The following is a 5,380-nucleotide window of genomic DNA, read 5'->3' as shown; positions in this document are numbered from 1 at the left end:
GCCTGCCCTCCGGCGGTGCCGCGCGGGTGGCGGGGCGGCGGCTGCTGCTGGTGGACGACGTGCTCACCTCCGGCGCCACCGCCTCGGCCTGCGCCGCCGTGCTGCTGGCGGCGGGGGCGGCGCAGGTGGAGGTGCTGGCCGCCGCCCGCGTGCCCGACCCCCGCCAGGACGAGGACACATAAGCACCGGGACGGCCCCGCAACGCTCTTGACCGCCGCCCCCGCCGGGACGATTTCTGCAGCATGGCCAAGGTTGAAATCTACACCACCGCATTCTGCCCCTATTGCTCGCGCGCCAAGCTGCTGCTTGGCCGCAAGGGGGTCGGCTTCACCGAATACGACGCGCCGAACGGCTCCCCGGAGCGCGCCGATGCCGTGCGCCGCTCCGGCGGGCGCACCACCGTGCCGCAGATCTTCATCAACGATGAAGCCATCGGTGGCTGCGACGACCTGTTCGCGCTCGACCGCGCGGGCAAGCTGGACGCCATGCTGCAGGCGGCATGACGCGGCCGGCAGACACGGAACAACCGGCCCCACGGCAACCGGAACCCGCATGATCCACTACCAGCTCCGCTGCGACCAGGACCACGGCTTCGATGGCTGGTACAAGGACAGCGCGGCATTCGAGAAGCTGTCCCAGGGGCGCATGATCGACTGCCCCGTCTGCGGCAGCAGCAAGGTCAGCCGGGCGCTGATGGCGCCGGCCATCGCCAAGGCCCGCCCCGCCGAGCCGGCGGCGTCCGATGCGCCGGCGCCCCCGCAGCCCCAGGCCTCCGGCGCTCCGCAGGCCGCCGCCGGCCCGATGCCGGCGCAGGTGATGGCGCTGCTGCAGCGGATGCGCGCCGAGGTCGAGAAGAATTGCGACTATGTCGGCGCCGACTTCGCGGAAGAGGCGCGCCGGATGCACCGCGGCGAGAGCGAGCACCGCGGCATCTATGGCGAGACCAGCGATGGCGAGGCGGAGGCCCTGCAGGAAGAAGGCATCGCCGTGGCGCGCCTGCCCTGGGTGCCGCGCGCCGACGGCTGAGGCGCAGCCGGCGCCTCAGCCGCTCCCCTGCGGCGCCACCAGCCCGGAGCAGCTCTTCGCCGCCGGCTATTCCGCCTGCTTCCTGGGGGCGATGAAGTTCGTCGCCGGCCAGCGCAAGATCGCGGTCCCGGCCGAGGCGGCCGTCACCGCCGAGGTAGGCATCGGCCAGCGGGAGGATGGCGAGGGCTTCGGCATCACCGCCGCCCTCAGCGTCTCCCTGCCGGGGCTGGACCGGGCCGTGGCGCAGGACCTGATCGAGCGCGCCCACAAGGTCTGCCCCTACAGCCACGCGCTGCGCGGCAATGTGGCGGTGGAGACCACCCTTGCCTGAGGTGGCAGGGCCGGGAGGGGGAGCCCCCCCTCCCACTCAGTCGCGGCGCAGGGCGGCGAGGTAGTTCACCGAGACGTCGCGGCTCTCGCGCCAGTCGCGCCCGCCCTGGACGGGGGACATGCCGGCGATGTCGGTCACCCGCAGCCCGGCACGGCGCGCCTCGGCGCCCAGCTCGGCCGGCGTGACGAACATCTTCCAGTCATGCGTGCCGCGCGGCAGCAGGCGCAGGATGTACTCCGCCCCCACCTTGGCCAGCAGGAAGGAGCGGGGGGTGCGGTTCAGCGTGGAGAGGAAGACGAGGCCACCGGGCTTCACCAGCCCCGCCAGCGCCGCCAGGAAGGCGGGGCGGTCCGCCACATGCTCGATCACCTCCAGCGCCACCACCGCATCGAAGTGCCGCCCCTCGGCGGCCAAATCCTCCGGCATGCCCTCGCGGTAGTCGATGGACAGGCCCTCCGCCGCCGCATGGGCGCGGGCGGCTTCCAGCGCGGCGGCGGCCGCGTCCAGCCCGGTGACCTGCGCCCCCATGCGCGCCAGCGCCTCGCTCGCCAGCCCGGCGCCGCAGCCGATGTCGAGCACCGAGAGGCCGGCGAGGTTGGCGCCCGGCCGCCCCTCGGCGGCGGCGAGGCGGCGGCCGATCCATTCGGTGCGCAGCGGGTTCATCCGGTGCAGCGGCGCCATCGGGCCCGAGGGGTCCCACCAGCGCGCGGCCAGGGCGTCGAACTTCGCGATCTCGTCGGCACGGGCGGTGGGGGTGGGCTGGGGCATGGCACGCTCTCCGGGCTGGCGGGCGCGTGATGCCGGTTGCGGCCACGCGCTCCGCCCGTTATCTGTCGCACCCCCTCGCGGGCCGCAACCGCGGCTGTGGCACAATCCCTCTCGGACCGTTCCTTCAGGACCGGCATGGCACGCCCATAATGGCACGTATCGTGATGAAGTTCGGCGGCACCTCCGTCGCCGATCTGGACCGTATCCGCAACGTCGCCAACCGGGTGAAACGGGAAGTCGACGCCGGCAACGAGGTGGCGGTGGTGGTCTCCGCCATGTCCGGCGTCACCAACCAGCTGGTGAAGTGGTGCCAGGACCTCTCCCCCCTGCATGATGCGCGGGAATACGACACCGTGGTCGCCACCGGCGAGCAGGTGACGATCGGGCTCCTGGCCATCGCGCTGCAGACCATCGGCGTCGATGCCCGCTCCTGGCAGGGCTGGCAGGTGCCGGTCCGCACCGATGCCGCGCACGGCAAGGCGCGGGTCGAGGAGATCGAGGGCGCGGCGCTGATCGAGCGCATGAAGATGGGCCAGGTGCCGGTGGTGGCGGGCTTCCAGGGGATCGGCCCGGACAACCGCGTGACCACGCTGGGCCGTGGCGGCTCCGACCTCTCGGCGGTGGCGATCGCCGCCGCGGTGAAGGCCGACCGCTGCGACATTTATACCGATGTGGACGGGGTCTACACCACCGACCCCCGCATCGTGCCGAAGGCGCGCAAGCTGCCGGCGGTGGCCTATGAAGAGATGCTGGAACTGGCCTCGGTCGGCGCCAAGGTGCTGCAGACGCGGTCGGTCGAGCTGGCGATGAAGCAGCGGGTCCGGGTGCAGGTGCTCTCCTCCTTCGAGGACAAGCCCGGCTCGATGGTCGTGGATGAGGATGAGATCGTGGAACAGCCGCTGGTGACGGGCGTCGCCTATTCCCGGGACGAGGCGAAGGTCACGCTGCGCCGGGTGCCGGACAAGCCGGGCATCGCCGCGCATGTGTTCGGCCCGCTCTCGGCCGCGAATGTCAACGTCGACATGATCGTGCAGAACCTGGGCGCCGACGGCACCACGGACATGACCTTCACCGTGGGCAAGACCGACCTGCCGCGCGCCAAGGCCGTGCTGGAGGAGCAGCGCCCCACCATCGGCTTCGAGGCGATGCTGGCCGACCCGGATGTCGCCAAGATCTCCATCGTCGGCATCGGCATGCGCAGCCATGCGGGCGTCGCCGCCACCATGTTCAAGTCGCTGGCCGAGAAGGGCATCAACATCCAGGTCATCTCCACCTCGGAGATCAAGACCTCGGTGCTGGTCGGCGCCGAGTACACGGAGCTGGCGGTGCGCGCCCTGCACACCGCCTACGGCCTGGACGCCGAGGGCTGATGCCCGTGGACGCGCCCCTGGACAGCCCCCGCGCCGAGAGCAGCCCCCGGCCGGAGATGGCGGCGATCGACGCGCTGATGGCGCGTGGCGCCGCCTTCCTGGGCGTGCGTCACGCCATCCTGGGCGGCGCCATGAGCTGGGTGAGCGAGCGGAACCTGGTCTCCGCCCTCTCCAATGCCGGCGCCTTCGGCGTCATCGCCTGTGGCGCGATGATGCCGGAGCGGCTGGCCGAGGAGATCGCCGCCACCCAGGCGCTCACGCAGAAGCCCTTCGGCGTCAACCTGATCACCATGCACCCGAAGCTGATGGAGCTGGTGCAGGTCTGCCTGGACGCGAAGGTCGGCCACATCGTCTTCGCCGGCGGCATCCCGCCCGGCCCCGCCATCAAGGCGGCCAAGGAGGGCGGCGCCAAGGTCATCTGCTTCGCCCCCGCTCTGGCGCTCGCCAAGAAGCTGGTGCGCTCCGGCGCCGATGCGCTGGTGATCGAGGGCTCCGAGGCGGGCGGGCATATCGGCCCCGTCAGCCTGACGGTGCTGGCGCAGGAGATCCTGCCGCATATCCGCGATGTGCCCGTGTTCGTGGCGGGCGGCATCGGCCGTGGCGAGGCGATCCTCTCCTATCTGGAGATGGGTGCCGCCGGCGTGCAGCTCGGCACCCGCTTCGTCTGCGCCACCGAGTGCGTGGCGCACCCGAACTTCAAGCGCGCCTTCCTGCGCGGCGCGGCGCGCGACGCGCTGCCCACCGTGCAGCTCGACCCGCACTTCCCCGTCATCCCCGTCCGTGCCCTGCAGAACGAGGGCACCCGCCGCTTCCTGGAGCACCAGGCCGAGGTGGTGCGCCGCTTCAAGGCGGGCGAGCTGGACAAGGAGGCCGCGCAGCTCGACATCGAGCACTACTGGGCGGGCGCCCTGCGCCGCGCCGTGGTGGATGGCGATGTGGAGAATGGCAGCCTGATGGCTGGCCAGAGCGTTGGCCTAGTGACGCGGGAGCAGCCCGCCGCCGAGATCATCGCCGAATTGCTGGACCAGGCCGCGACGGCCCTTGCGGCGCGCCGCGCCGGCGGCTGAGCATGATCCCCGGCGGCCCTTCGCCGGGGTGGGGAGACCGCTTCATCGTGTCACGGTTGGTCGCGGCTGCCGCCGCGCGATAGGTGTTTTCACGTGCCCTATGACCTGAAGCGTTCGAACCGCTCCAACGAGAACCCCGCCGAGGCCCTGCGCGTCGGCGAGGAATTGCGGGAAGCCCGGCTCTCCCTCGGCATCAGCCTGGAGGAGATGGCGGAGCGGCTGCGCATCAACCGCCGCTACATCGCGGCGCTGGAGGATGGCCGGGTGGCCGACCTGCCGGGCGCGGCCTATGGCATCGGCTTCGTGCGCAGCTACGCCCAGGCCATGGGGCTGGACGCGCCGGACCTGGTGCGCCGCTTCCGCGAGGGGGCGGGGCAGGGGCCGCGCGGCAAGGATCTCGTCTTCCCCGAGCCGGTGCCGGAGCGCGGCGTGCCGACCGGCGCCATCATCCTGGTGGGGGCCGTGCTGGCCATCGGCGCCTATGCCGGCTGGTACCGCTGGAGCGGCTCGGGCGAGCGCACGGTGGATGCGGTGCCGGCCCTGCCGCCACGGCTGGAGCAGGCGGCGCGCGATGCCGGCTCGCCGCCGCTGCCCGGCGTGACCCAGCGCGAGGCGCCCGCCGCGCCCGCGCCCGTCACCAGCCCGCCCGTGACGGTGCCGCCTGTCTCGGCCCCTCCTGCCGCCACGCCTCCCACCGCCACCCCGCCAGGCGCCGCCTCCTCCGGTGCCGCCTCCTCCTCCGGCGCCGCGCCGGCCGCTGCCGGGCCGCAGCAGGCCCCCCGCGCGGTGGCTCCGGGCGGCGGCGCCGCGCCGGCCAT

7 protein-coding genes and 1 pseudogene are annotated in these 5,380 nt (G+C 72.8%); 7 read left to right on the top strand and 1 reads right to left on the bottom strand.

All coding sequences use genetic code 11. From position 1 onward, the window contains the following. From ACFOY6_RS23540 to ACFOY6_RS23525, 4 genes and pseudogenes are all read left to right on the top strand, one after another. Nucleotides 1-182: pseudogene (locus ACFOY6_RS23540) on the top strand (hypothetical protein); the annotation flags it as partial. Nucleotides 183-242: 60 nt separating this feature from the next. Then, entirely contained in the window at nucleotides 243-503 is a 261-nt protein-coding gene (gene grxC / locus ACFOY6_RS23535) for a glutaredoxin 3 (protein WP_109518561.1), read from the top strand. 49 nt (nucleotides 504-552) lie between these two features. Then, nucleotides 553-1,026, top strand: coding sequence for a DUF1178 family protein (locus tag ACFOY6_RS23530; RefSeq protein WP_109518562.1), 474 nt, complete (start codon nucleotides 553-555; stop codon nucleotides 1,024-1,026). Continuing rightward, nucleotides 935-1,357, top strand: coding sequence for an organic hydroperoxide resistance protein (locus tag ACFOY6_RS23525; RefSeq protein WP_456316955.1), 423 nt, complete (start codon nucleotides 935-937; stop codon nucleotides 1,355-1,357). Before ACFOY6_RS23530 ends, ACFOY6_RS23525 begins: the two co-directional genes overlap by 92 nt. A 36-nt stretch (nucleotides 1,358-1,393) precedes the next feature. Here the strand turns inward: ACFOY6_RS23525 and ubiG are convergent, their stop codons facing one another. After that, nucleotides 1,394-2,125 carry a bifunctional 2-polyprenyl-6-hydroxyphenol methylase/3-demethylubiquinol 3-O-methyltransferase UbiG gene (ubiG, locus tag ACFOY6_RS23520; RefSeq protein WP_109518564.1) on the bottom strand — a complete coding sequence of 244 codons (732 nt, stop codon included), beginning with the start codon at nucleotides 2,123-2,125 and terminating at the stop codon, nucleotides 1,394-1,396. Between the two features lie 149 nt (nucleotides 2,126-2,274). Here ubiG and ACFOY6_RS23515 point away from each other — a divergent pair, with 149 nt between their 5' ends. The 3 genes from ACFOY6_RS23515 to ACFOY6_RS23505 form a co-directional block, all read left to right on the top strand. Next, nucleotides 2,275-3,495: an aspartate kinase gene (locus ACFOY6_RS23515; RefSeq protein WP_109518565.1), complete on the top strand. Its 1,221-nt coding sequence runs from the start codon at nucleotides 2,275-2,277 to the stop codon at nucleotides 3,493-3,495. 56 nt (nucleotides 3,496-3,551) lie between these two features. Beyond that, on the top strand, nucleotides 3,552-4,562 hold the full coding sequence (locus ACFOY6_RS23510; protein WP_109518582.1) for an NAD(P)H-dependent flavin oxidoreductase: 1,011 nt from the start codon (nucleotides 3,552-3,554) through the stop codon (nucleotides 4,560-4,562). 93 nt (nucleotides 4,563-4,655) lie between these two features. Further along, the coding region (locus ACFOY6_RS23505) for a helix-turn-helix domain-containing protein (RefSeq protein WP_379652409.1) at nucleotides 4,656-5,380 on the top strand (725 nt) is incomplete at its 3' end.

This window comes from Teichococcus aestuarii (assembly GCF_042651065.1).
Classification (GTDB): Bacteria; Pseudomonadota; Alphaproteobacteria; order Acetobacterales; family Acetobacteraceae; genus Pseudoroseomonas; species Pseudoroseomonas aestuarii.
This window is presented reverse-complemented; position numbering and strand designations above follow the sequence as displayed.

Excerpts from the sequence above, each read along its gene's own strand:
- grxC (WP_109518561.1), top strand. The coding sequence starts at position 243 with ATGGCCAAGGTTGAAATCTACACCACCGCATTCTGCCCCTATTGCTCG.
- ACFOY6_RS23530 (WP_109518562.1), top strand. The coding sequence starts at position 553 with ATGATCCACTACCAGCTCCGCTGCGACCAGGACCACGGCTTCGATGGC.
- ACFOY6_RS23525 (WP_456316955.1), top strand. The coding sequence starts at position 935 with ATGGCGAGACCAGCGATGGCGAGGCGGAGGCCCTGCAGGAAGAAGGCA.
- ubiG (WP_109518564.1), bottom strand. The coding sequence starts at position 2,125 with ATGCCCCAGCCCACCCCCACCGCCCGTGCCGACGAGATCGCGAAGTTC.
- ACFOY6_RS23515 (WP_109518565.1), top strand. The coding sequence starts at position 2,275 with ATGGCACGTATCGTGATGAAGTTCGGCGGCACCTCCGTCGCCGATCTG.
- ACFOY6_RS23510 (WP_109518582.1), top strand. The coding sequence starts at position 3,552 with ATGGCGGCGATCGACGCGCTGATGGCGCGTGGCGCCGCCTTCCTGGGC.